A 21,188-nucleotide genomic window follows, 5' to 3' on the forward strand; every position below is an offset into this window, starting at 1 on the left:
AAGCGCGTTGCCCGGGCGCGATTCCTGGGCGGAATAGGGCGTGTCTTCAGGGAAAAATGGTGGGCGCGACAGGGATTGAACCTGTGACCCCTACCATGTCAAGGTAGTGCTCTCCCGCTGAGCTACGCGCCCGCCTGACCTGCGCCCTTGCCCGCCTGGATTCCGGGGGTGGTGCGCGCGAACGGGCTGCGTTTGGGAAGGCCCGTTCGATCGGCGGCCCGGCAAATAGCATCCTCGTACCGGGAATGCAAGCCTTGGCCGTGGGGTGATGATTTCCGCAGGTAAATAAAGAGGATGGGGCGGCTCGCTCCAAGGGCGGCCGAGCTCGGAAAAGAGCACGGATATCGCGCTTTTTGCCGTCGGCGCCCGTGACAGCGGGTGGAAAAATCACTAAAGCTTGGTGGGATGCCAAACGGTGACTTTCATCGCGAGCCGGCCGGCGCCGAGACGGAGTTCGATTCCGTCGCTGCCGGCCAAGCCATCCTGAATCTGGTCCGTCCCCAAGTGTGGCGGGCCCCGCTGATCATCGCCTCGCCGCATTCGGGCCAACACTATCCGCCGGACTTCCTGGCCAGCACCGGACTGACGCGGGAGGAATTGCGTCTTTCGGAAGATTGTTATGTAGACGAACTGGTTGCGGCGGCGCCCGGGCATGGCGTGCCGCTGCTGGCGGCGTTGTTTCCGCGCAGCTTCTGCGACGTCAACCGCGAGCCGCTGGAGCTCGACCCGGCGATGTTCAGCGACCGCCTGCCGGCCGGCGCCAATACCGCCTCGCCCCGGGTCGCGGCCGGCCTCGGCGTGGTGCCACGGCTCGGCGCCAATGACCGCGAGATCTATCGCCGGAAGCTGGCCTTTGCCGAGGCTGAGGCGCGCCTTGCCGGCTATTACCGGCCCTATCACGCCGCCCTCAATGCGCTGTGCAACGAGGCCGTGGCGGCATTCGGTGCCTGCCTCATCCTGGATTGCCATTCCATGCCGTCGGTCGGCGGCACGGCCGATCATCGCTATGCCGCCACGGGTCTGGGCTCGGGCAGCGGTCGGGTCGATTATGTGCTGGGCGATTGCTTCGGCGCGTCCTGCGCGCCGGCGATCACGTCGGCGGTCGATGCCTTCCTGCGCGCCGGCGGGGCCAATATGCGGCGCAACAGCCCCTATTCGGGTGGTTACGTGACGCAGCATTACGGCCGGCCGGCGACGGGGATCCATGTGCTGCAGCTGGAAATCAACCGCGCGCTCTATGTCAACGAGCGCTCGCTGGAGCGCAGCGCCGGGTTTGCCATGGTGCAGGCGACGATGAGCGGGCTCATTGCGATGCTGAGCGACAAGGTGGCGGAGCTGCTGAAGACATGAGCCAGTTTTCGATCCGGCCGGCGGTCGCAGCTGACCTCGACGCGATCCAGCGCATCTACGCCCATCATGTCCGTACCGGCCTTGCCAGTTTCGAGGAGACGCCGCCGGACCTTGCCGAGATGACCCGCCGCTGGCAGGCCATCGCCGAGGCGGGATTGCCCTATGTCGTGGCGAAGGGCGCTTCCGGGGAGATTGCCGGCTATGCCTATGCCGGCGCCTACCGCCCACGGACCGCCTATCGGTTCACGGTCGAGGATTCGATCTATCTCGACCCGCGATTTGTTGGGAAAGGGCTGGGCCGGGCCTTGCTTGCACGGCTGATCGAGGACGCCACCGCGCTTGGCAAGCGGCAGATGATCGCCGTCATCGGCGATTCGGCGAATCACGCCTCGATCGGGGTGCACAGGGCGATGGGATTCGAGATGACGGGCACCTTCAAGGCGGTCGGCCTCAAATTCGGCCGCTGGGTCGACAGCGTGCTAATGCAGCGAAGCCTCGGGCCCGGCGCCAGCAATACTCCGACAAATTAACGATTTGGCCAGCGTTTCCGCGGATTTAGATCGGCGGCAGAAAAAAAGGCCGTGCCAAACGGCACGGCCCAAGTTCTGGGAGGAAACGCCCATGAGGGGCGCCTTGCGACAACGCCTGTCAGGGGAGAAATGCGTTGTCGCAAGGCAAAGATGGCGATTTTGCAGTGCAATGTCAAGTATTCAGGCACTGGTTAATTAAGCGTCATCGTGCTGAAAAAATTGGCAAATTTTGTGTTGCTGCTATGCAACACTATAAAGTGAGTAGAGTATAGAGTCAGGCGCTAATCCCCTGACAAATGGCAGCTTTCCCGGAGCGGTCCAAAGGATCATTCGGGTGGGATTGCTCGGCCCGCCACACCCCGGTAACGTCCCCGTCATGAGCGAAGTCCTACTTTCCGGCCCCCTCAACGGCACCCATGTGGCGGCCGCGCGGCTGGCATGCGAAGAAAAAGGGCTCATCTACAGCGTCCAGGAGCCGGATCTGCTGAAAGCGGGCGGATTTCGCCTTGCCGAGCTCCTGACCTATCTTTGCGAGCGCCAGCCCACTCTCTCGCATGCCGGGCTGATGCTGTTCGACCTCGAGGCGATCCTGCGTTACGTCGATGAGGGCTTTCCTGGCCCGATCCTGCAGCCGGAAGCCCCGCGCGACCGGGCGCTGATGACCCAGATCATGGCGGTGATCCGCGCCCATCTCGGCCCCTCGGCTGTCGGCGTCGTGATCGCCCAGCGCCTGTTCGTGCCGTTCCTGGGGGGTGCCCCGGATCTCAACCTGGTGACGCGCATCGTGCCGGCGATGCAGGATGCGCTCTATGCCATCGAGCAGCTCTCCCTGCTGTCCCATGACGGCGAACGTTCCGAATTCCTCATCGGCCGCGATCTCAGCCTGGCCGACATCATGCTGCTGCCGATCGCCGGCTATCTGATGGCGACGCCGGAAGGAAAGGGCGTGCTGGGTACGTCGACGCGCCTGTCGCGCTGGTGGATCAGCCTGTCGCGCCGCGCCGCCTGGGCGCGCTGCAAACCGCGCCTTGGCTAGGCCCGCTGCCGTTTCAGCAGCACCACGAAGCGGAGCACGAAGACGAGGCCGCAGAGCGGCGCCAGCGTTCCCACCTTGAGAACCAAAGTCACGGCGCGGGCGACGTCCGCCGGCACCAGCGCATCGGTGAGGCCCGAGGCATTGGCGATGGCGCCTGCCGCCGCCGCACCGAAGGCGATGCCGAGCGACCGTATGGTGGGGATGGACGACGCGGTGATCGATTCCTCACCCTTGGCCGCGTGGCGCATCGCCGCTGCCACCACATGCAGGTTGGAACTGCCAAGGCCGATGCCGACCAGCGCGTTGAGCGCTGCGATGGCATAGGGTGACAGGCTGGCGACGCCCAAGGCGAGGGAGGCGAGCCCGACGGTGCAGAAGCTCATGCCGCAGATCATGGCCGTGGTGGCGGCAGGACCTTGCCATTTCGCCGTGAAGACCGAGGCCGCGGTCCAGCCGATCGCCAGCACGGCCATCATGTAACCGGCGACGATGGGCGTCTGACCATGCAGTTCCTGCAGCGCCAGCGGCAGAAACACGCCGATCACCGTATGCGTCATCGACGCGAGGAACATCGCCCAGTAGCCGGTGCCGGTGGTGGTGAACCAGGAAAGCGGTTGGCTTGGAAAGATGCGGCTGAGGCCGCGCCGGTCGAGTAGGAAGGTGACGAAGACGAGCAGCAGCGCCAGGCCGATGAGGCCGATGCGGGCCGCCAGATTGGCACCTTCGCTGGCGACACCAACGCACATGACACCGGCCGTCAGCAAAGCCAGGCGGCCAAAGGGGAATTGCGGCGCTTCGCCCGGCTGCGGCTTGTCGGCCGGAAGCCGGGCCAGGGCGACGCCGAGAAATCCCAGCACGAAAGGCAGGTTGAACCAGAAGGCACCGCGCCAGAAATCAATCTCGGCGAATGTGCCGCCGAGCGCCGGGCCGATGAGGGCCGCCACCCCCCAGGTCGAGGAGATGAGTGCCAGGAGCGGTTTTTTCAGTGGCTCGGGAAAGAGTTCGCCAACCATCGCCATGGAACGCGACAGCACGATCCCGCCGCCGAGGCCCTGGATGAAACGCGCAAGAACGAACAGCTCCATTCGCGGTGATGCGGCACAGCCGATCGAGCCGATGAGGAAGAGGATGGCGCCGGCGCAATAGGCGCGCCGCCCGCCGAAGCGCAGCCGCACCGGTGCCGTTGCCGCTGCACCGATGATCGAGGCCACCATGTAGAGCATGGTCGACCAGGCATAGTAATGCGCCCCACCGAGATCGCGCACGACATCGGGCATCACGGTCGAGACGACAAAGACATCGAGGGCATGGAGCCCGATACCGAGATTGAGCATGATGACATAGAGGCCGAGCCCGTGGCCGAACAGGCTGCGCCAGGTGCTGGCGGGTTCGGCTTGGGTGGGCGAAGACATGCTGCGATCCTTGCAAGTATCAGTCGGGGGCCGGACTGTAAAAGGGTAGCACATTGCCGTCAAAGTCCCGGTCGTGCTGGGCAGCCATGCTTTCATGCATGGCTGGGCCGATGGGCTGGACGATAACTATTGCCGTCATTGCGTGTGGCGTGGCGCTGGTGGCGTAGTCTCGCCGATGGTGCTAGAAATCCCCAGTGCAAGTCTGGGCGCAAATATGGGCGCAATTCGGGGGAATCGCATGGGCGTCAAATTGATCCGGTTCGGCAGTAATCCGCCTGCCATCGAGACCGGCATGCCGGGCAATGTCATCAGCGGCAACCCAAGCACCAAGCTGCAGAACTACTATACGGACCAGACGGGGCAGTTCTTCGCCGGTATCTGGGAATCCGCGCCCGGCAAATGGCAGGTCAGCTACGGCGAAGAAGAATTCTGCGCGATCCTTGCCGGCAAGGCCGTTCTCACCAATGTCGAGGGCGTCGCCGAGACTTTTCAGAAGGGTGACGCCTTCGTCATTCCCAAAGGCTTTACCGGCAGCTGGGAAACGATCGAGGCGGTGAAGAAATGGTACGTGATCTTCGAGCCCAAGGTATGACCATGTGGGGCATGACGATGCCGGGCGCCATGTGGCCGGGGTCGTGAGGCCGGCATGGCTGATCTGACCACCGGCTTGCGCGTGCTCATTATCGATGAGCAGAACATCACCCGGCGCATGGCCGCCAAGATGGTGCGCGACAGCGGTGCCGGCGAGGTGCTGGAAGCGGAAACGCCGGGGCACGCGCTGATCCTCCTTGAAGCACAGGAACGCCCGGTCGATCTGGTCATCACCGATATCAGAGCCGGTGACAGCGCCGGCGGCATGGACGGTGTCGAATTCGTGCGCCGGGTCGCCGAACGACGGCTGGCCGGCCATCTGGTCATCGCCACGGCACTGGAAGAGGCGATCGTCCGGTCTGTCGAGACAATGGCGCGCGGCTTCGGCATCGAATTTGCCGGCCATGTGCGGCGCCCCATCAGTCCGGAGAGTCTGCGGCCGCTCATCGTGCGGCTGGTGGCCCGCCGCGCAGCCGCACCGCTGCTGAGGCCGCGCTCAGTCCATCTCACCGTTGAGGAACTGCGCCACGCCATCGCCGACAAGCAATTCGTGCCACATTTCCAGCCGCGCGTGCGGCGCGAAGACGGTGCCGTCACGGCGGTGGAAGCCTTGATCCGCTGGCGCCATCCGGAGCGCGGGCTGGTGCCGCCAGGTGCTTTCATTCCGCTGGCTGATCGGACAGGCCTCATCGACGGCATCACCGACGTGGTACTCGAAAAGTCGATCGCCTGGGCGCGCGTCTGGCGTGACGCCGGCATCGAGATCGCGGTCTCGGTCAATCTGACGGAGAATGCCCTCAACCAACCGGGCCTGCCGGAGCGCATCGCGGAATTGGCCCGCCAGCACGGCGTAGCGCATGAGCGCATCGTGCTCGAAGTGACTGAGACCTCCGCCATCACGGACCTCGCCGCATCGCTCGAAGCCTTGGCGCGGTTGCGCATCATGGGCTTCGGCCTGTCGATCGATGATTTCGGCACCGGCATGGGGACGCCGGAGCAGCTGGCGCGGACACCTTTCACCGAAGTGAAGATCGACCAGGCGCTGGTAACCGGCGTGTTCGACCAGCCGCAATTCTTCGGCGTGCTCGAATACTCACTGAAGCTGGCCAAGCAACTGGGCCTCAAGACCGTGGCCGAAGGGGTTGAGGGGCCGGAAGATTGGCAGCTGCTGAGCGACTTGGGCTGCGACGAGATGCAGGGCTATCACGTCGCCCGCCCAATGCCTGGTGAAGAGATCGAAGGCTGGGTGCAAGGCTGGCATCGCCAGCCGCTCTAGGAGCGCTTCAGGCGTCCTTGTTCGAGCAATAGATCGCCGCCATCACGGCACCCTTGAGATAGGGCAGCATGGCCAGGGACATGATCGCGGTGCTGGGTAGCCAGATCGCGAGCTGCACCCAGGTCGGCGGATGCGCGTAGCTTTCCAGCATCAGGAGACCGCTCACCACGATATGGCCGACGATGGCGATGGTGAAGTAGGCCGGGGCGTCGTCGGCGCGCAGGGGTTCGAACGGCAGCTTGCAGGCGCTGCAATGGTCGGCGATGGAGAGATAGCCACGGAACATCGCACCTTCGCCGCAGCGCGGGCATTTACGCCGGCAGCCGCGCATGAAGGAGGTGGTCCAGGTGGTTGGCGCCTCGATCGAATCCATGGGTCCGTGATCCTTTAACCTACTAACGCGCTAAAGCATTGCGCCAAAACATACTGGCCCCGCGCGCGATCGCCATGCGGCTGATTGTCACCTGCAATCGCACACCAAAAAATGAATGTGATTAAAGGTTTGGCCGCTTGAATGGGTGACTCTGCTCGAAGGCGCGCGCGGCATTGAGAACGGCCCGGTCGCCATAAAGCGGCCCGACGATCTGCAGGCCGATCGGCAAGCCGGTGGAGGTGAAGCCGCAGGGGACGGAGATTGCCGGCTGGCGGGTGAGGTTGAAGGGATAGGTGAAAGGCGTCCAATCCGACCATTGCTGGCGGGCGCGCTGCGGCGGGAAGGCATGGCCGGCGGCGAAGGCCGGGATGGGCATGGTGGGTGTCAGCAACAGATCGTAGCGCTGATGGAACTGGTTCATGGTTGTGCCCATGGCCTCGCGTGCCTTCACGGCGGCGAGATGGTCCATCAGTGAAATGCGGCGGCCCATTTCAACGACTTCGGCAAGGCCGGGGTCGAGCAGTTTCTGCTTCTCCGCCGGAAACTGACTGACCAGGAAGGCAGCCCCACCGAACCAATGCGTCTGGAAGGTGAGGAGGCTGGGATCCAGCACATGCTCCACCAGCTCGACCTTGGCGCCCAGCCCTTCGAACACCCGTGCCGCCTTGGCGACACTGGCGGCGACTTCAGGATCGACCTCGGCGCCGGAAAGCGTCGGCGAATAGGCGATGCGCCAGCCGGCGATGTTGCCGCCCAGAGTCTCGTGGAAATCGGCCGGTTCGGGCGGCAATGCATAGCAATCGCGCGGATCGGGGCGCGAGATGACGGAGAACATCAAGGCTGCGTCGGCGACCGAGCGGGTCATCGGCCCAACATTGGCGAGGCTGCCGAAGGGGGACAGCGGGAAGGCCGGAACCCGCCCGAAGGTCGCCTTGAAGCCGACGATGCCGCAGAAGCTTGCCGGGATGCGGATCGATCCGCCGCCATCGGTACCGATATGGAGGGCACCCATGCCGGTGGCGGCAGCGACGGCAGCACCGCCGCTCGATCCACCCGGCGTCATCTCAGGATTCCAGGGATTGCGCGTAATGCCGGTGAGCGGTGAATCGGTCACACCTTTCCAGCCGAATTCCGGCGTGGTCGTCTTGCCCAGGATGACGGCGCCGTGAGTGCGCAGGCTTGCGCTGCTCGGTGCGTCCTCGTTCCAGCTTTGCGTAGGGTCCACCAGGCGCGAGCCGCGCAGGGTCGGCAGGCCCCTGGTCAGGACCAGATCCTTGACCGAGACCGGCACGCCGTCGACAAGGCCGCACGGCTCGTTGCGCTGCCAGCGCGCTTCCGACGCGCGCGCCATTGCGCGGGCATTCTCGTGATCAACGACGCAGTAGGAATTGAGGCTTGAGTTGTGCCGATCGATGGCGGCGAGTGCTGCTTCGGTCGCTTCGACCGGGGACAATTTGTGTGCCCGGTAGAGAGCCACCAATTCCACCGCCGTCAGAAAGGCGAGATCGTCCTGCATAAGCCTGCCCCTGCCAATATGATTAACTTTCTATAAAGGCTATTCCTGCATGGTTGCGGCACGTTGTTCAATGCTGCATTGGCGTTGCGCGTCGCAGCAAATTTCATTCGGTTGGTGGGGGCGTCGGGGCGATGAGGTTGTTGGAAGTATGAGCCAGGGGATCTGGGAACTTTCCTTCCTGGTCGACAAGGATGGCCGCATCCTTGAGGGCCGGGGTGCCTGCAGCGAGCATCTGGGTGCCAGCCTGCAGAGTCTCATTGGCCGCTCGATATTTTCCTTTATCTCTGGCGAGGAAAGGCCGCATTTTCGCCGCTTCATGGGGCAATTGCACCGGCCGCGGGCAAAGCGCGCTGCCCTCATCTCGCTGCAGACCGCCGGCAGCATCCGCCCTTATGCGATGGAAGCCCAAGCGGGCAGGACCAGCGACGATCATTGGCTGATGTTCAGCCGCGATACCAGCAATGCCGAGGGGCTCGACGAGCTCGATTTGCCCGTCGTGATGGCGGATGAAGGCCAGTTCCTGCGCCTCGTTGAACTCGCCGCCGCCCAGGCGCGTGAATCGCTCGACCTCACCACGATCGAGATCGGTGGCCTCAGCGATACCAAGCGCCTCGCAGGCATGGGTGTCGAAGCGATCGCCGCCTTCGAGCGTAGCGTCGGCGAGACGCTTTCCGGCAATGCGCATGATGGCATTCTCTCGAACCCGTCGCGCGGCTTCTATAACCTGCTGCACGACCCCGCCAAGGCCGGCGCCGACATCGCGCAGGACCTCTCCGCAGTCGCGACGCAGCATGGCATCAGCGCGCAGCAGGCCGGCATCGCCCATGCCACCATGTCGGTGGCACCCAACACGGCGCTGTCCAGCATTCGTGAATCGCTCGGCGTCATGCAAAAGCGCATGCCCGGTTATCAGGGATGGGATCCGCCGGCCAAGGCGAGGATGAGCGAGGGGCAGATCGCCGCCATGCTCGGCATCGGCGCCTTTCTGCTCGGCGTCATCGGTATCGTCGTCTGGCTGATGGCCTGAGCTGCCTCAGTTCCGTTGCAGCATGTCCGCGAATTCGGCGCGGGCCTTGTCGAAATTGTCCGCCCACCATTTGCTGTCGACGATCACTTGCTGGCTGAGATTGTCCGGCTGGGTCGGGTCATAATCGCGCAGCGCCTTGGGCATCGATTCGGTCGCCGCCGGATTGACGGGGCCGACGCGCTGCAGGTTGGTGAACTCGATCTGACGGCCGGGATCCTGCATATGGGCGATGAGCTTGAAGGCATCGATGCCCGCCGGATTGCCCTTGGGCACCACCCAGACACCGGGATGCAGGATGCCGCCGGCCCAGGTGAAGGCGATCTTGCCCTCGGTCTCCTTGGCGAGTGCAACCGCCCTCGTGTGCCAGATGCAGGCCATGGAGATGGTCTTGTCGACGAACATCTGTTGGACCTGTTCGCCGGTTTCCCAGGTCTGCAGATTGGGCTTAAGCTTCGCGATGCGGTTGATGGCGACGCTCATATCGATGGGATAGGGATTGGTGTCTCGATCGCTGCCGGCCATCATCGCGGCCTCGAAGGCGCCGTTCATCCAGCGATAGACGGCGCGGCCGCCGGGAAAATTCCTGGTATCGAAGAAATCCTTCCAGCTCAATGGCGGTCGGCCGGCGAAGCGTTCGGTATCGAAGGCCAGCACATAGGAATAGGTATAGCCGCCGGCGCCATGGGTGAAAGCGAAGGGCTGCATGATCTTGGTCGCATCGACCGTCTTGTAGTCGATGGCGCTCAAATGCCCGGAGGCCCCCAGGCGCAAGGCCGTGAAGCCGTCGGCGTCGCAGAGGTCCCAGGTGACGTCGCCGGAATCGACCAGCGTCCGGATAGCGCCCTCCGTAGGACCGGTGCCGTCGAAGACGATGGAGGTGCCGGTTGCCGTTTCATAGCTTTTGCCGAAGGCACGGGTGAGGCTCTTGATCTCGTCCCCGCCCCAACTGGCAAAGACCAGTTCCTTGGCGGCGACGGCGCGCGCGGACCGCGGCAATAGGCCGGCTGTTCCCGCGCCCGTCAATGCCGCCAGCATCTGCCGGCGCGACCAGCCCTGCCGGCGAGCCAGGGCGAAAGTATCCTGCAGGAAAGGCGAGATCGGCATCGGGACTCCACAAACAGAAACGGCCGGATCGGGTTTAACCGATCCGGCCGCGGATAGAAAGATGCGCTGAAATGCGCGCTTATTTCATCGTCGGCATGACGAATTCGGCGCCCGAGCGGATGCCGGTCGGCCAGCGGCCGGTGATGGTCTTCAGCTTGGTGAAGAAGCGGATGCCTTCCATGCCGTGCATGTGGTGGTCGCCGAACAGCGAGCGCTTCCAGCCGCCGAAGCTGTTGAAGGCCATCGGCACGGGGATCGGCACGTTGATGCCGACCATGCCGACCTTGATCTTCGAGGCGAAATCGCGGGCGGCATCGCCGTCGCGGGTGAAGATCGCGGTGCCGTTGCCGTATTCATGGTCGTTGATCAGCTTCACGGCGCTGGCGTAATCGGGCACGCGCACGACCGAGAGGACGGGGCCGAAAATCTCTTCCTTGTAGATCTTCATGTCCGGCTTCACGTTGTCGAACAGGCAGCCGCCGAGGAAATAGCCGTTCTCATATCCCTGCAGCTTCAAGGTACGGCCGTCGACCACGAGCTTGGCGCCTTCGGCGACGCCCTGGTCGACATAACCTTTCACCTTCTCATAATGCTGCTTGGTCACCAGCGGGCCCATTTCGGCCTCCGGGTCGGTGCCCGGCGCAACCTTCATGCCGCGCACGCGGGGGCTCAGCTTCTCGATCAGCGTGTCACCCACTTTGTCGCCGACCGCGACTGCCACGGAAATTGCCATGCAGCGCTCGCCGGCTGAACCGTAGCCAGCCCCCATGAGGGCGTCGGTTGCCTGGTCCATATCGGCATCCGGCATGACGATCATGTGGTTCTTGGCACCACCCAAGGCCTGCACGCGCTTACCGTGCGCGGTACCGGTGGTGTAGATGTATTCTGCGATGGCGGTGGAGCCGACGAAGCTCACCGCCTCGATGCCGGGATGGGTCAGGATCGCATCGACCGCGACCTTGTCGCCATGGACGACGTTGAAGACGCCATCGGGCAGGCCCGCCTTCTTGAGGAGCTCGGCCACCATGTTCGAGACCGAGGGGTCGCGCTCGGACGGCTTCAGGATGAAGCAATTGCCGGCGACCAGAGCCATCGGGAACATCCACATCGGCACCATGGCGGGAAAGTTGAACGGCGTGATGCCGGCAACGACGCCCAGCGGCTGGCGCACCGACCAGCTGTCGACATTGGTGCCGACATTCTCGCAGAACTCGCCCTTGAGCAGTTGAGGCGCAGCACAGGCGAATTCGATCACTTCGAGACCGCGGGTGAACTCACCCTTGGCATCGGACAGGACCTTGCCATGCTCGGCCGTGATCATGGCGACGAATTTGTCGGTATTGTCTTCGGCGAGCTGCTTGAACTTGAACATGATGCGGGCGCGGGTAAGCGGCGGGGTATTGGCCCAGCCGGCATGAGCGGCCTGCGCATTCTTCACCGCGGCGTCGACTTCACCGACCGTCGCCAGGGCGACCTTGGCCTGAACTTCGCCGGTCGCCGGGTTGAAAACGTCGGCAGTCCGACCGGAGGTTCCAGCCACTTCCTTGCCGCCGATGAAATGATTGATGGTCCGCATTGCCGCCCTCTCCCGATCCATATCGATTGTTGCACCTTTGACCGCCGATATAAGGTGCAGGCGGGGGCGTGGTCAAGATTTTAATCAAACCGCTAAATATTTTGAGCACATGGTGCGGGCGTTAATTCGAGCCGACCACCGTCCCGGTGCAGTCAACCGAGACCCCGTAGGACTGGCCATTCTTTTGTGCGGTGCCGCGCCAGACGAAATCATTGACCCGTACCAGGTCGATGACCGCGGAATAGCCAGCCTGTTCGATGAAAGCGGTGGCGGGCGCGGCGGTTCCTTGATCGCGAAAATATTGCCGTTGGTGACTTCCGTCAGGGCGTATGTTTGGCCAAATGGAGGGCAGCGGCCATGGATATCGAACGGCAGGTAGTGCGTCACTACGGCAGCACGGATTTGGAGCGCAACGTTCTTGCCGCACTGAAGGCCGCCGGAAAGGATGTCGAGCGATTGAGCATCGACGATCTGTCGGAGCTTGACGAGTTTCACCTCGGTTGGCGGGCGCAGACTGCCGGCCTCGCCGACAGGCTCAAGCTCACACCGGTCGAGCATCTGCTCGATATCGGTTGCGGCATCGGTGGGCCGGCTCGCTATTGCGCCGCCCGCCATGGCTGCGAGGTGACAGGGCTGGACCTCACGCCTTCGTTCATATCGCTCGCCAAATTGCTGACCGAGCGCTGCGATCTTTCCGACAAGGTCGCCTTCCGCGAAGGCAGCGCGCTCGCCATGCCTTTCACCGACGCGTCTTTCGATGCCGCGATAATGATCCATGTCGGCATGAACATTGCCGACAAGCCGAGATTATTCGGGGAGGCGCGGCGGGCGTTGAAGAATGGCGGCCGTTTCGCCGTCTATGACGTCATGCTGACGGGGGATACGCCACTTGCCTATCCGATGCCTTGGTCGGAGCATCCCGAGACCAGCTTCGTCGCGGGGCCCGCGCAATACCGGGAGTGGCTGGCGGCAGCCGGTTTCCGCCTGGATTCGGAAATCAACCAGCGGGACACTGTTCTGCAGAAAGTGGCGGCGATGCGGGCGCAGGCGGCGCAGGATGGGCCGCCGCTCCTCGGCCTTCATGTCATCATGGGGCCACAGGCCAAAGAGCGGCTGAAGAATGTCATGGCCGCATTGGAAAAAGGGTTGATCGCGCCGGTCGAGATGATCCTGCGCGCGGACTAGGGGGGCGGCGTTGCAATCGGGCGGGGTTTGCCTACATGCTGCGGGATCGCAGCTCCACGGGTGATCTATGAGCCAGAATATGAAAATCGATTTCGTCTCCGATGTCTCCTGTCCCTGGTGCATCATCGGCCTGCGCGCGTTGGAGACGGCAATGGGACGCCTGGAAGGCACAGTTGATGTCGATCTTCACTTCCAGCCCTTTGAACTCAACCCGCATATGGGCCCGGACGGGCAGAATATCGTCGAGCATATCGGCGAGAAATACGGCTCGACACCTGAGCAGTCAGCTGAGACCCGCGCCATGATCCGCGAACGTGCCGCCGCCCTCGGCTTCGAGATGCGCATGGATGAGAGCAGCCGCATCTACAACACGTTCGACGCGCATCGCCTGCTGCATTGGGCCGAAGGGGAGGGCAAGCAGGCTGCGCTGAAACATGCCCTGTTCAAGGCCTATTTCAGCGACGGCGCCAAGATGTCGGATCACGAGACACTGGCGAAGATTGCCGGCTCGGTCGGGCTCGACGAAACCCGGGCACGCGACATCCTGGCCGGCGACAGCTATGCCGCCGAAGTGCGGGCGCGGCAGGCACTCTATCGTCAACAGGGCATCAATGCCGTTCCGGCCATCATCATTAACGAGAAATACCTGATCTCGGGCGGCCAGCCTGCCGACGTGTTCGAGCGGGCCCTGCGCGAGATCGCCGGGCAATCCTGAGCGCCGCGCCGTCCTGACCATCCTCAAGTAAACTAACGCATTTTTGCGAGCCAGCCAGCCCGCAACGGCGGGTTTCACGCTGGAGTCACGCTCCCCGTATTACTGAATGTGTCTATCGGGTGAAGTGCTTATGGACGCCTTCGCCTGCAATCAGGCAGCTTGGGGGTTGCGATGAAACAGGGAAACGGCACACGCCGCAAAGTTCAGGAACTGAAATCCAATAGCGATGACAGCCTTTTGATTCGCACCGATAGCGAGAGCGATCTTGAGGTTAAGGCGCTGGAAGCACTGAACACCGCCTACCGTCGGATTTCGCGCATCCTGAGCGCGGAAATCGACCGGTCAAAGAAGAATGTCGATCGCATGTCGGATCTGGGCGGGCGCCTGCGCTGGGTATCGGAGCGGCAGAAACTCGTGCGTACCGCGTTGCAGGGCGGTCCTGAATATGCGGCCTACCTGTGCGGCGATTGCCAGCAACTGCCCGAAGTCCGATCACTCGCCGAAATGGCTGCACAGCTCGCGCATAACAGCGAAGCCTATCCGACCACGCTCAATCTGCTCAACTATATCGATCACGAACTCGGCTGGACGCCGCTGGCCAAAACGGCCTGAGAGGATTCAAAGACGGATTGAGCGGAATCATTTGTTCTTGCCGAGCGAGCGCGCCAGATCGACGAGATGCTTGCGCACTTTCGGGCTCTTGATCTGGTAGTAGGCGCGCACAAGTTCCAGAGTCTCGCGCCGGGCCATCGGGTCCTTGTCCTCTTCGATGGCGATGGGGACGGCGCCCTGGAGATGGCCGGGGCTTTGTTCTTCCGTTTCGGCGGTCATGCCTTCGAAAAAATAAGGAATGCCGATATCGAGCACCCGCGCGATGTCGAAGAGGCGGCTGGAACTGACCCGGTTGGCACCCGATTCATATTTCTGGATCTGCTGGAACGTCAGGCCGATGAGATTGCCCAATCGTTCCTGGCTCATGCCGAGCAGCGTGCGCCGCAATTGCAGCTTCTTGCCCACATGTAAGTCAATCGGATTGGGAAATCCCTTGCTGGCCATGCGGCCCGAGGATTTGCGTTCGCGCGGCATTTTCTCTCCTCATTCCTGGTCGCGGGCCGAATCGCGGGAAAACGGTCCCAGATGATTAGGTGAGAACGAACGCGAGGGCTAGTCCCGCGTCGGCCAGGGGGCCCGCCGCAACACCTTGCCGGCACAACGAAGAGCGCCGCCGGCGCGCAGCATGGCACTCCAGCCATGAACCGGGATGGGTGCGAAGCCGAGGTCTTCCCAAACCCGGCGGGCCATACGGTCGAAGGGTTCGAGGTCAGGTTCAAGGTCGCCAAAATGCGGCAGCCATACCAATGGCCGACCATTCCCCAATTCGTGGCGGATGTCGTTCTCCAGGATGACATTGTTATAGGCGCGCAAGGTCGGGTTCGGCGCATGGAGCGGATGCGCCAAGTACGGCACCTTATTGCGAATGACGGTAAATCCATCTGCCGTCAGCCGGGCGGCGCTGGCATCCAATTGGTCGGACCAGCCGGGGACGGGTGGTCCGTCCGGATCGCAGCCGATGCGTGGGTCCGCCAGGAGCAGCAGCGGCTGGCCCGCCGGTGAGGTGATGCCGGTGACCGTAAGGACGAGGTCGAGATGGCCGGGTTGCTGGGCCAGTGCCGGCGGATGACCGCGCTGCAGCAGCGGAAAGCCGAACACATGGAGGTGCCGGGCATCGAGGCCCTCATGCCGGGCCAGGGCCTCGCCCCATCCACCAGCCGAAGCCGATTGCAGCACGCTTTGCGCGCCGACGAGACGAAAATCGGGGCCGGTCAAATGGTTGCCGCCGGCCAAGTGAAGCGGAGGCGCTGCCGCTTCGGCATATCCGGCCGCGGCGAGCCAGCGGGCATGCTGGCCGGGATGATCGGTCTGATGCAGGGGCAGCAATTGCGGCTGGCCGTCGTCTTCCGCGGCCAGAAACGTGTCCTGCGTCCAAAGGTCAGCGTCGCACATTGCCCCGGCGGGAACATGGGCCAGAATGCGATAGCTGCAGCGCAGCCGCTGGGTCGATACCCATTCCCGAGTGGCCGCCTCGAAGTCCGTTTCGACCAGCAGGATCAGCTCGGTGCCGGCCGTGAGGGATTCGGCGAGGTTCTGCAAAGCCTGTCTCTTGCCGGCTTGGCTTGCGGCTAAGAGGAAGGGCGGCAGGGTGATGGCAAGGTTGCGGATCAGGCCACCGCAATCAGGGACCAGGCGCAGCATCAGGACCCGGCCTGCCGCGAGCGCGCCAGAACTTCGCGGTGCAATTCAGTGAAGAACAGGGTCTCAGTGAACCCGCTGGGGATGCCTTTCGACGGCCCTTCCGGCGTCGACGCCAAGGCGTCGATCAGAAGCAGAGCGTCCGCGCGCTTGCGGTTGACGAAATGGGGACGCAGGCGGGCCAGTTCACTCGGCTCGCAAAGGCATTCCCAGCGCCTGTCCTTGAAATGGAGCGCGCGCGCGCCGGCTGCGAGGCGGTCACGCGCTGCCGCACCGATGTGGCCTTGGCTCAGCAGATACTCCAAAGTCGCGTCGATATCGACCAATGCTTCGGTCAGCGGCGGAAAGCCGAGCTCGGCCGGCCCATGCATCAAGGCGACGTCTTCGTCGGCAGTCCTTCGCCCCGCGGCATAATCGGCATAAATGGTCCCGATGCCGATCACGCCGAAGGCCGCGCATTCGGCGGCCCGCAAGGCGCCCATGCTGGCCGCGCCCAGGACGCGTACCCCTTGGTTCAATGCGAACAGGATCTCCTTGTGCCAGGTCGATGCGCCGTGGTCGAAAGTGCCGTCAACGAAGCCGATGCTGGTGGCGCCGTCGAAGACGGCTGCGAGCAGATCGCCCTTGGCCGCCGGCGGTCGACAATCGATGCCAGCGGGCAGTGGTCCTGGCGCGCCGTGCAGGCTGGGACCGATGAACAGAATACGTTTCGTCATGATGGTCACAGCCCCTGCATCAGCGCATCGATCAAGGACGCGCCGCCGCTGGTGACGCCGGTGCTGCCGGCAACGGCCAGTCCCGGTACCAGGACGCGGGCGACATGCAAATTCGGCACGTCATGGCTGAGCGGGAAGCAATAGATGTCGTCGGCGCCGGCGGCGAGAACGGTGTCGCTGACATGTTCAGACATCTGTCCGATTGTCGTGAATGTGGCAGCGGCGCGGTGACCGCGCATCTCGCTCAACCGCCTGCGCGACGTCATCGCGGTGGGCAAGCGGGCAAGGCTTGCTCGATAGTCGGCATCGGTGATGTCGTCGCGCGCTCCGGCGATGTCGGTCGCACGCGATTGCACGCATTCAAGCAAAGCGGCAAGGGCGGCCTGATGCGCATCCGGGCGGCAGGCGAAGCCGGCCGTCAACTTATCGCCGGCACCGGCGGAAGACATCACCTGCCGAGTGAGGAAGCAGGCGACAACCGGGAGAGCCACGGTGCCGGTGAGGTCAAAGAAATGCGGCGTGAAGCCGGCAGCGGCAACCTTGGTCAATGCGGCATCCAAGTCGGGATCGCCGCCGGTCTCACACGCCAACCCATGAACGTTTCCGGTGCCGAGCCCGAATAGATCGAGTGTTGCCGTCGCGTCATGCTCGACGACCTCAAGGAGGGCATGAAGGGCCGCCCGCGCTGCATTGTCGGCAGCGGCAAGGCCGATCGAGGACATCTTAAACGCGTCATGGTCCCACGGTGCCTTGGTCCGCATATCGAGGCCGATGAGTTCGTAAGGCGCGAGGATTGCGCGGCCGCTTCGTAGCGCTTGACCTTGTACCCAGGCGCGTTCACGAGCGGGGTCGATACGTCCGCTGGTGCAGCGCATGATGCGCTCAAATGGGAGAAGGTACCTGCCGCGCGCCCGCAGCTCTTGGCAAGTGCCGAAGAGGAGACCCAGATCTTCCGGGCGTTCGGCGATTGCCGTTTCGGCCGCTTCCATAACGGCGGAAAGGCGCGCCTTTGCCTCAGTTATGCCTTTGCCCTGCGAGACCGAAAGTGCCCGCGAATTGGGGCGGGTCGCGAACCAGACCGGCAGACCTATGGTGTCGAGACCGGTGATATCGCCGACACGCGTAATCCCCAGTCGCTGAAGATTTCGCGCGTCGGCAATGCCTGTCGTCGAGAATGAGTCCGTGAACAAGAAGCGGGCTTAGACGAGCGAGCCTTCCTTGAGCTGCGTATCCGGCGGCAGAGACGGATTAAGATCGGCAAGGGCACTGGAGAGGGGGGGCGCCACAAAGCGACTGGCTGACCAATCGGAATCGTCGATATCCGCGATGAAGCAGAAATCGGCGTCGGAAACGACTGCACCTTTACCGATCAGCTGGCCGATCGCTTGATAGGTCGTATCGAGATCCGGGAACGATTGCGCGACTTCAGTTTTGTTGATGATTGACTTGGCACCGGCGGCGATTTGGGCAAACACATTGTCGAATGTTTGGCCTTTCTGCGCGGCGTAAGTTTCAATCGTTGCCTTGCTGATATGAGTTAATTTCAGCGGTTCAGTCTTAACGAACAAGACACCCGCCTCACGATCGCCGATGACATATAGTTTGGTCATGATTTCTCTCCCCCAACTCAAGAGTCAGACCTCCGCCAACCGGAGTCCATCCTCTAATGGTTGCGCCAAATGGGCAAACTTGAACGGTGCGACATTGGTAGCGGATGAAGCATCCTGATTTGGATATAGTTCCTTGACTCTGCGGCCATACTCGCGCGCCGTAGCAAGGTCACCGAGATGCGCATGACTTGCGGCCAGAATTCTGACGACAGGCACATCCGAGGTCATTTTTTGGCAGAGCTCAATCGCTTCGGAGTAGGCGTGTCGCATAAACGCGATGCTGGCACCCGCCCACCAATAATGATCTGGCGCAATCGGATTCAAATCGATGGCGCGCTCAAATCGTGTCCAACCTTCATCCGCTTTACCGAAACATGAAAGGGCGTCGGCATGTTGGACAAGCATGTCCGCTGAGTTCGGGCTAAGCGTTTCGGCTTCGGCAAACTTCTCGGCCGAATAGTCGAAGTCCCTCTGGTAGAGTGCCACAACGCCTGACATCAGATGACTGAAACCGGCGCCGGAATCGATCTCGATGGCATGATCGACGATTTCCCTGGCGCGACGCAGCAATTCCGGATCGTCACCGCCCAGGGAAATCCATTCCAGGTAAAGAGTCTGGGCGATGCGGGCTTGGGCCAGGGCCATGCCTTTGTTGAGGTCGACTGCCTGCTGGAACGAGCGTCGCGCCCGGCGCAGCTTCGGCAGGTCGCAATTCTTAAGCAGGTTCTGACCGTCAAGATAGTGCAGGTAGGCGTTGCTGTTGCCGTCGCGGCGCATGGCATCCAGCAGGTGACGCTCAACCGACGCGGCGACGCTGGAGGCGACCTGCAGTGAGAGCATGCGGAAGGACCGCACCAGATCCTCCGGCCGGAAGGAGAACTCACCGGCCCACAGAATTTCGCCATTGCGGCAATCGGCCATGCGCAGGACCAGGATCTGGTCCCGGTCGCTGGGTTTGACGAAGCCACTGACCGTGTAATCCGCGCGCAGCACCGAATTGTCGATCGGTATGCCCGAATCATGCGCCAGTTTGAATGAGGAATGGGGTGCCAGCGTCACGAAGCTGCGATAGCGGGCCAGTTCGTTGGCGATGTCCTCGACCAATGCGTGGAGAAGAGCGGTCTGCGATGTGTCGCCGGCACCGGGCGGAATGATCCAGGCCGGCGCCAGGAAGGCCACGCGCGGCTGTGCTGCAGGCGGCTGATGTGGTAGGGCATCCGGCACCTGGTAGCCGCGTCCGGCTAGCACCCGGCGCAAGACGGCGGCGGTTTCGGGCTGCGGCGGCACGCCGAATTCGCGTTCCAGCATGGCGATGAGGCTGCGATAGATACGCTCCGACTCCTCATACATGCCGTTGCGGCCATAGGCTTCGATGAGGCTGCGGTAGCTCGCCTCACGTTCCGGGTCGAGCGCCAGCATGCGATCGGCGACGGCGCGCAAATCTTGTTCGGGCGCGCGGCCGAAGCGGGTGAGCTCGATAAGGACCGAGGAGGCGGCCGAAAAGAAACGCTCCCGCAACGCGGCGCGTTCCAGCGTTAGCCAATGCGAAAAGGCGTCCGTCGTTTCGGCGATGCCCTCCAGCAGTTCGCCGCGGAAGAGCAGTAGCCCCCGCAACGCCTGCTCTGATGAGCCGGACCGATAGCCGATTTCAAAGATATTGAGATCGATGAGCGCTGCACCGCCGCCGAGGGCGACCGTCTTGGTATCGGCATCGAGGAGGTCGTCGCGGCCGGCAGCAGCCTTGCGCATGCGCGCCAGCAATTGGCGGAGATTGCCGAGGGCTGCTGCCTCGGTGTCGTTGTCCCAGAGCAGTGCTGCCAGTTCCTTGCGCGGCAGGCGCTTGGCCGGCGCGCGGGCAAGCAGCGTGAGGAGCTGGAAGCCCTTCGCCGGAAAAACGACGCTGCCCGCCGGCCGCACCATCTCCGGCATGCCGAGCAGGCGAATCTCAATGTCGGATTCTAATCCCATGGTCTCTGAACAAAGCGCCCCAACCCTTTGGAAATCTGTCCTAAAGCTGGAATCTTCGCAAGCGCAAAACTGATTTGGGTCGCGTGCCAACCTCAAGTCACGCCGGCGTCACGTAGCAGCGGCGACATTAGTCCTCGAAAGTAAACGAAATGGTAAGGGCGGAGTCACCGATGACACGGATAAGGAGCAACGCGGTCCAGCAGTTTGAGGGCGCCAAGCCTCTCCTGATGGAAGCGTCCGACCGGTTTGAGGCGGATGAGGTCGCGCCGTCTCGTGCCGATGTTGCCGCGCTGATCTGTCCGGATTGGCGCGTCGCTTCGTTGGTGATGGATGCGCGGAGCGGTCAGGTGACCTATGCCAATACGCCGTGTCTGCAGATGCTGGCCGAACGGAGCAGCGTCCAGATTGTCTCGGGTCGCATCGCCTTCCTGGCAGATCGCCTGACCGAAAAGTTCTACGCGATGCTGGACCGGGTCGTGGCCAGCGGATTGGAGAGCGCCGCGATGATTGAACGCGAACGGGTTGGCGACGCCTTCATGTCCATCATGATCCGCAACACGCAAGGCTTCCTGCGCGACGTGCTCAATCGCAGCCTCGGCAACAGGGATGCACAATTCGTCGTGGTGGAACTGGCCAGCAGCCACGATCAATCCGACTGGCCGGCGATGCGCGCCTTTGTCCAGGCCTTTGCGCTGACGCCGTTCGAAGGTGACGTCGCCGATCTGGTTCTGCGCGGTCTCACGTTGCCGGAGATCGGTGCCCTCAAGAACCGCCAGGTGAGCGACATTCGACAGGCGCTCAAATCGCTGCTCGCCAAGACGCGCTGCAAGCACCAGGCGGAATTGGTGCGACTCATGATGACGCTGTGCCCACCGACGCGGCGGGCATGACGCATGTCGACGACACCGTTCCGCTTCCTCCGCCTGGCAGAATTGCCATGTCGCAGCCGGGAT

General features: G+C 63.0%; 21 protein-coding genes and 1 tRNA gene. 10 read left to right on the forward strand and 12 right to left on the reverse strand.

What is annotated here, in order from left to right:
* Nucleotides 1–57: 57 nt before the first annotated feature.
* Nucleotides 58–132, reverse strand: a tRNA-Val gene (locus ACE3OA_RS11995).
* A gap of 273 nt (nucleotides 133–405) precedes the next feature.
* Between ACE3OA_RS11995 and ACE3OA_RS12000 the strand changes: the two genes are divergently transcribed.
* From ACE3OA_RS12000 to ACE3OA_RS12010, 3 genes are all read left to right on the forward strand, one after another.
* Entirely contained in the window at nucleotides 406–1,350 is a 945-nt protein-coding gene (locus ACE3OA_RS12000) for an N-formylglutamate amidohydrolase (protein WP_374311010.1), read from the forward strand.
* On the forward strand, nucleotides 1,347–1,880 hold the full coding sequence (locus ACE3OA_RS12005) for an N-acetyltransferase family protein (RefSeq protein WP_374311011.1): 534 nt from the start codon (nucleotides 1,347–1,349) through the stop codon (nucleotides 1,878–1,880). The genes ACE3OA_RS12000 and ACE3OA_RS12005 overlap by 4 nt, the downstream gene beginning before the upstream one ends.
* Nucleotides 1,881–2,256: 376 nt before the next feature.
* Entirely contained in the window at nucleotides 2,257–2,916 is a 660-nt protein-coding gene (locus tag ACE3OA_RS12010) for a glutathione S-transferase family protein (protein WP_374311012.1), read from the forward strand.
* Here the strand turns inward: ACE3OA_RS12010 and ACE3OA_RS12015 are convergent.
* Nucleotides 2,913–4,328, reverse strand: coding sequence for an MFS transporter (locus ACE3OA_RS12015; protein ID WP_374311013.1), 1,416 nt, complete (start codon nucleotides 4,326–4,328; stop codon nucleotides 2,913–2,915). The genes ACE3OA_RS12010 and ACE3OA_RS12015 overlap by 4 nt on opposite strands.
* 238 nt (nucleotides 4,329–4,566) lie before the next feature.
* Here ACE3OA_RS12015 and ACE3OA_RS12020 point away from each other — a divergent pair, with 238 nt between their 5' ends.
* Together ACE3OA_RS12020 and ACE3OA_RS12025 are read left to right on the forward strand one after the other, a co-directional pair.
* A complete protein-coding gene (locus ACE3OA_RS12020) occupies nucleotides 4,567–4,920 on the forward strand; it encodes a cupin domain-containing protein (RefSeq protein ID WP_374311014.1) in 354 nt (117 codons plus the stop codon).
* A gap of 54 nt (nucleotides 4,921–4,974) precedes the next feature.
* A complete protein-coding gene (locus ACE3OA_RS12025) occupies nucleotides 4,975–6,195 on the forward strand; it encodes an EAL domain-containing protein (protein WP_374311015.1) in 1,221 nt (406 codons plus the stop codon).
* Nucleotides 6,196–6,202: 7 nt separating this feature from the next.
* On the opposite strand, the gene ACE3OA_RS12030 is transcribed toward ACE3OA_RS12025, so the two are convergent.
* Entirely contained in the window at nucleotides 6,203–6,568 is a 366-nt protein-coding gene (locus ACE3OA_RS12030; RefSeq protein ID WP_374311016.1) for a DUF983 domain-containing protein, read from the reverse strand.
* A 121-nt stretch (nucleotides 6,569–6,689) separates the two neighbouring features.
* Nucleotides 6,690–8,084, reverse strand: a complete 1,395-nt coding sequence (locus ACE3OA_RS12035) for an amidase (RefSeq protein WP_374311017.1) — start codon at nucleotides 8,082–8,084, stop codon at nucleotides 6,690–6,692.
* 148 nt (nucleotides 8,085–8,232) lie between these two features.
* Between ACE3OA_RS12035 and ACE3OA_RS12040 the strand changes: the two genes are divergently transcribed.
* On the forward strand, nucleotides 8,233–9,111 hold the full coding sequence (locus ACE3OA_RS12040) for a PAS domain-containing protein (protein WP_374311018.1): 879 nt from the start codon (nucleotides 8,233–8,235) through the stop codon (nucleotides 9,109–9,111).
* A gap of 6 nt (nucleotides 9,112–9,117) precedes the next feature.
* Here ACE3OA_RS12040 and ACE3OA_RS12045 read toward each other — a convergent pair whose 3' ends face one another.
* Together ACE3OA_RS12045 and ACE3OA_RS12050 are read right to left on the reverse strand one after the other, a co-directional pair.
* Nucleotides 9,118–10,215: an extracellular solute-binding protein gene (locus ACE3OA_RS12045; protein WP_374311019.1), complete on the reverse strand. Its 1,098-nt coding sequence runs from the start codon at nucleotides 10,213–10,215 to the stop codon at nucleotides 9,118–9,120.
* A 79-nt stretch (nucleotides 10,216–10,294) separates the two neighbouring features.
* Complete coding sequence (locus ACE3OA_RS12050; protein WP_374311020.1) at nucleotides 10,295–11,791, reverse strand: CoA-acylating methylmalonate-semialdehyde dehydrogenase; 1,497 nt, start codon at nucleotides 11,789–11,791, stop codon at nucleotides 10,295–10,297.
* 357 nt (nucleotides 11,792–12,148) lie between these two features.
* Between ACE3OA_RS12050 and ACE3OA_RS12055 the strand changes: the two genes are divergently transcribed.
* The 3 genes from ACE3OA_RS12055 (at nucleotide 12,149) to ACE3OA_RS12065 (ending at nucleotide 14,303) form a co-directional block, all read left to right on the forward strand.
* Nucleotides 12,149–12,976 (forward strand): class I SAM-dependent methyltransferase, encoded by an 828-nt coding sequence (locus ACE3OA_RS12055; RefSeq protein ID WP_374311021.1) that lies wholly within the window; start codon nucleotides 12,149–12,151, stop codon nucleotides 12,974–12,976.
* Nucleotides 12,977–13,055: 79 nt separating this feature from the next.
* Entirely contained in the window at nucleotides 13,056–13,691 is a 636-nt protein-coding gene (locus ACE3OA_RS12060) for a DsbA family oxidoreductase (RefSeq protein ID WP_374311022.1), read from the forward strand.
* Between the two features lie 171 nt (nucleotides 13,692–13,862).
* Nucleotides 13,863–14,303 carry a hypothetical protein gene (locus tag ACE3OA_RS12065; protein WP_374311024.1) on the forward strand — a complete coding sequence of 147 codons (441 nt, stop codon included), beginning with the start codon at nucleotides 13,863–13,865 and terminating at the stop codon, nucleotides 14,301–14,303.
* Between the two features lie 27 nt (nucleotides 14,304–14,330).
* Here ACE3OA_RS12065 and ACE3OA_RS12070 read toward each other — a convergent pair whose 3' ends face one another.
* The 6 genes from ACE3OA_RS12070 to ACE3OA_RS12095 all read right to left on the reverse strand — a co-directional run bounded on the left by ACE3OA_RS12070 (nucleotide 14,331) and on the right by ACE3OA_RS12095 (nucleotide 20,235).
* Nucleotides 14,331–14,777 (reverse strand): helix-turn-helix domain-containing protein, encoded by a 447-nt coding sequence (locus ACE3OA_RS12070; RefSeq protein WP_374311025.1) that lies wholly within the window; start codon nucleotides 14,775–14,777, stop codon nucleotides 14,331–14,333.
* A gap of 78 nt (nucleotides 14,778–14,855) precedes the next feature.
* Nucleotides 14,856–15,944, reverse strand: coding sequence for a hypothetical protein (locus ACE3OA_RS12075; RefSeq protein WP_374311026.1), 1,089 nt, complete (start codon nucleotides 15,942–15,944; stop codon nucleotides 14,856–14,858).
* Nucleotides 15,944–16,657, reverse strand: a complete 714-nt coding sequence (locus ACE3OA_RS12080) for a TfuA-like protein (protein ID WP_374311028.1) — start codon at nucleotides 16,655–16,657, stop codon at nucleotides 15,944–15,946. Before ACE3OA_RS12080 ends, ACE3OA_RS12075 begins: the two co-directional genes overlap by 1 nt.
* A 5-nt stretch (nucleotides 16,658–16,662) precedes the next feature.
* Nucleotides 16,663–17,847: a YcaO-like family protein gene (locus ACE3OA_RS12085; protein ID WP_374311029.1), complete on the reverse strand. Its 1,185-nt coding sequence runs from the start codon at nucleotides 17,845–17,847 to the stop codon at nucleotides 16,663–16,665.
* 9 nt (nucleotides 17,848–17,856) lie between these two features.
* Nucleotides 17,857–18,267, reverse strand: coding sequence for a hypothetical protein (locus tag ACE3OA_RS12090; RefSeq protein WP_374311030.1), 411 nt, complete (start codon nucleotides 18,265–18,267; stop codon nucleotides 17,857–17,859).
* Nucleotides 18,268–18,291: 24 nt separating this feature from the next.
* The gene (locus ACE3OA_RS12095; RefSeq protein ID WP_374311031.1) at nucleotides 18,292–20,235 is read right to left on the reverse strand and encodes a BTAD domain-containing putative transcriptional regulator; all 1,944 of its coding nucleotides are present in this window, start codon (nucleotides 20,233–20,235) and stop codon (nucleotides 18,292–18,294) included.
* Nucleotides 20,236–20,405: 170 nt separating this feature from the next.
* On the opposite strand from ACE3OA_RS12095, the gene ACE3OA_RS12100 reads away from it, so the two are divergent.
* A complete protein-coding gene (locus ACE3OA_RS12100) occupies nucleotides 20,406–21,125 on the forward strand; it encodes a helix-turn-helix transcriptional regulator (protein ID WP_374311032.1) in 720 nt (239 codons plus the stop codon).
* The last annotated feature ends 63 nt before the right edge of the window (nucleotides 21,126–21,188 follow it).

The sequence above is a fragment of the Dongia sp. genome, assembly GCF_041906375.1.
Lineage (GTDB): Bacteria > Pseudomonadota > Alphaproteobacteria > Dongiales > Dongiaceae > Dongia.

Bases quoted from the DNA above. Each gene is read 5' to 3' on its own strand.
- ACE3OA_RS12005 (WP_374311011.1), top strand. From the start codon at position 1,347: ATGAGCCAGTTTTCGATCCGGCCGGCGGTCGCAGCTGACCTCGACGCG.
- ACE3OA_RS12095 (WP_374311031.1), bottom strand. From the start codon at position 20,235: ATGGGATTAGAATCCGACATTGAGATTCGCCTGCTCGGCATGCCGGAG.
- ACE3OA_RS12050 (WP_374311020.1), bottom strand. From the start codon at position 11,791: ATGCGGACCATCAATCATTTCATCGGCGGCAAGGAAGTGGCTGGAACC.
- ACE3OA_RS12020 (WP_374311014.1), top strand. From the start codon at position 4,567: ATGGGCGTCAAATTGATCCGGTTCGGCAGTAATCCGCCTGCCATCGAG.
- ACE3OA_RS12070 (WP_374311025.1), bottom strand. From the start codon at position 14,777: ATGCCGCGCGAACGCAAATCCTCGGGCCGCATGGCCAGCAAGGGATTT.
- ACE3OA_RS12080 (WP_374311028.1), bottom strand. From the start codon at position 16,657: ATGACGAAACGTATTCTGTTCATCGGTCCCAGCCTGCACGGCGCGCCA.
- ACE3OA_RS12065 (WP_374311024.1), top strand. From the start codon at position 13,863: ATGAAACAGGGAAACGGCACACGCCGCAAAGTTCAGGAACTGAAATCC.
- ACE3OA_RS12015 (WP_374311013.1), bottom strand. From the start codon at position 4,328: ATGTCTTCGCCCACCCAAGCCGAACCCGCCAGCACCTGGCGCAGCCTG.
- ACE3OA_RS12030 (WP_374311016.1), bottom strand. From the start codon at position 6,568: ATGGATTCGATCGAGGCGCCAACCACCTGGACCACCTCCTTCATGCGC.
- ACE3OA_RS12010 (WP_374311012.1), top strand. From the start codon at position 2,257: ATGAGCGAAGTCCTACTTTCCGGCCCCCTCAACGGCACCCATGTGGCG.
- ACE3OA_RS12075 (WP_374311026.1), bottom strand. From the start codon at position 15,944: ATGCTGCGCCTGGTCCCTGATTGCGGTGGCCTGATCCGCAACCTTGCC.
- ACE3OA_RS12045 (WP_374311019.1), bottom strand. From the start codon at position 10,215: ATGCCGATCTCGCCTTTCCTGCAGGATACTTTCGCCCTGGCTCGCCGG.
- ACE3OA_RS12025 (WP_374311015.1), top strand. From the start codon at position 4,975: ATGGCTGATCTGACCACCGGCTTGCGCGTGCTCATTATCGATGAGCAG.
- ACE3OA_RS12055 (WP_374311021.1), top strand. From the start codon at position 12,149: ATGGATATCGAACGGCAGGTAGTGCGTCACTACGGCAGCACGGATTTG.
- ACE3OA_RS12035 (WP_374311017.1), bottom strand. From the start codon at position 8,084: ATGCAGGACGATCTCGCCTTTCTGACGGCGGTGGAATTGGTGGCTCTC.
- ACE3OA_RS12090 (WP_374311030.1), bottom strand. From the start codon at position 18,267: ATGACCAAACTATATGTCATCGGCGATCGTGAGGCGGGTGTCTTGTTC.
- ACE3OA_RS12100 (WP_374311032.1), top strand. From the start codon at position 20,406: ATGACACGGATAAGGAGCAACGCGGTCCAGCAGTTTGAGGGCGCCAAG.
- ACE3OA_RS12060 (WP_374311022.1), top strand. From the start codon at position 13,056: ATGAAAATCGATTTCGTCTCCGATGTCTCCTGTCCCTGGTGCATCATC.
- ACE3OA_RS12000 (WP_374311010.1), top strand. From the start codon at position 406: ATGCCAAACGGTGACTTTCATCGCGAGCCGGCCGGCGCCGAGACGGAG.
- ACE3OA_RS12040 (WP_374311018.1), top strand. From the start codon at position 8,233: ATGAGCCAGGGGATCTGGGAACTTTCCTTCCTGGTCGACAAGGATGGC.